Below are 2,037 nucleotides of genomic sequence, written 5' to 3'. Positions count from 1 at the left end.
CTTGGGTGACGAGTGGCGGACGGGTGAGTAATGTCTGGGGATCTGCCCGATAGAGGGGGATAACCACTGGAAACGGTGGCTAATACCGCATAACGTCGCAAGACCAAAGAGGGGGACCTTCGGGCCTCTCACTATCGGATGAACCCAGATGGGATTAGCTAGTAGGCGGGGTAATGGCCCACCTAGGCGACGATCCCTAGCTGGTCTGAGAGGATGACCAGCCACACTGGAACTGAGACACGGTCCAGACTCCTACGGGAGGCAGCAGTGGGGAATATTGCACAATGGGCGCAAGCCTGATGCAGCCATGCCGCGTGTATGAAGAAGGCCTTCGGGTTGTAAAGTACTTTCAGCGGGGAGGAAGGCGGTGAGGTTAATAACCTCGCCGATTGACGTTACCCGCAGAAGAAGCACCGGCTAACTCCGTGCCAGCAGCCGCGGTAATACGGAGGGTGCAAGCGTTAATCGGAATTACTGGGCGTAAAGCGCACGCAGGCGGTCTGTTAAGTCAGATGTGAAATCCCCGGGCTTAACCTGGGAACTGCATTTGAAACTGGCAGGCTTGAGTCTCGTAGAGGGGGGTAGAATTCCAGGTGTAGCGGTGAAATGCGTAGAGATCTGGAGGAATACCGGTGGCGAAGGCGGCCCCCTGGACGAAGACTGACGCTCAGGTGCGAAAGCGTGGGGAGCAAACAGGATTAGATACCCTGGTAGTCCACGCCGTAAACGATGTCGACTTGGAGGTTGTTCCCTTGAGGAGTGGCTTCCGGAGCTAACGCGTTAAGTCGACCGCCTGGGGAGTACGGCCGCAAGGTTAAAACTCAAATGAATTGACGGGGGCCCGCACAAGCGGTGGAGCATGTGGTTTAATTCGATGCAACGCGAAGAACCTTACCTACTCTTGACATCCAGAGAACTTTCCAGAGATGGATTGGTGCCTTCGGGAACTCTGAGACAGGTGCTGCATGGCTGTCGTCAGCTCGTGTTGTGAAATGTTGGGTTAAGTCCCGCAACGAGCGCAACCCTTATCCTTTGTTGCCAGCGATTCGGTCGGGAACTCAAAGGAGACTGCCGGTGATAAACCGGAGGAAGGTGGGGATGACGTCAAGTCATCATGGCCCTTACGAGTAGGGCTACACACGTGCTACAATGGCGCATACAAAGAGAAGCGACCTCGCGAGAGCAAGCGGACCTCACAAAGTGCGTCGTAGTCCGGATCGGAGTCTGCAACTCGACTCCGTGAAGTCGGAATCGCTAGTAATCGTGGATCAGAATGCCACGGTGAATACGTTCCCGGGCCTTGTACACACCGCCCGTCACACCATGGGAGTGGGTTGCAAAAGAAGTAGGTAGCTTAACCTTCGGGAGGGCGCTTACCACTTTGTGATTCATGACTGGGGTGAAGTCGTAACAAGGTAACCGTAGGGGAACCTGCGGTTGGATCACCTCCTTACCTGAAGATACCTTCCCGCGCAGTGCTCACACAGATTGTCTGATAAAAAGTCACGAGCAGAAAAAACCTCTACAGGCTTGTAGCTCAGGTGGTTAGAGCGCACCCCTGATAAGGGTGAGGTCGGTGGTTCAAGTCCACTCAGGCCTACCAAATTCGCACTCACGCTGCGTTATGTCTCCGGCTCGCATAGTTCACTATGCTTCGCGAAGACATGCCTTGCCTGAGCACGAATTGCACTTCTCACGAAGTGTACTCGGTTGAGTGGTAGTAGTGGTCTCTGCAGTAACTGTATGGGGCTATAGCTCAGCTGGGAGAGCGCCTGCCTTGCACGCAGGAGGTCAGCGGTTCGATCCCGCTTAGCTCCACCATACATGCTGTTTTTTCTGAAATACCTCAGAGCGTACCGGCGACGGTGTGCTGTGACGTATTATGCTCTTTAACAATCCGGAACAAGCTGAAAATTGAAACGACATGACGCGTTCATTCTCCGTAATAAGAATGAAATGACGACATGTTCGAGTCTCTCAAATGCTTACAGTCTGCAGCGTTGAAAAACGCCTGTGGGTTGTGAGGTTAAGCGACTA

2 tRNA genes and 1 rRNA gene are annotated in these 2,037 nt (G+C 53.8%); all 3 read left to right on the top strand.

What is annotated here, in order from left to right:
* A 16S ribosomal RNA gene (locus tag HFD97_RS21955) occupies positions 1–1,453 on the top strand; the annotation flags it as partial.
* 73 nt (positions 1,454–1,526) lie between these two features.
* Positions 1,527–1,603: transfer RNA gene (locus HFD97_RS21950), tRNA-Ile, on the top strand.
* Between the two features lie 142 nt (positions 1,604–1,745).
* A tRNA-Ala gene (locus tag HFD97_RS21945) sits at positions 1,746–1,821 on the top strand.
* Positions 1,822–2,037: the final 216 nt, after the last annotated feature.

Origin of the sequence: Pantoea sp. EKM103V (genome assembly GCF_011800365.1) — a bacterium.
GTDB lineage: Bacteria > Pseudomonadota > Gammaproteobacteria > Enterobacterales > Enterobacteriaceae > Pantoea > Pantoea anthophila.
Note: the sequence above shows the minus strand (reverse complement) of the source record. Positions and strands in the feature narration are given on the sequence as shown.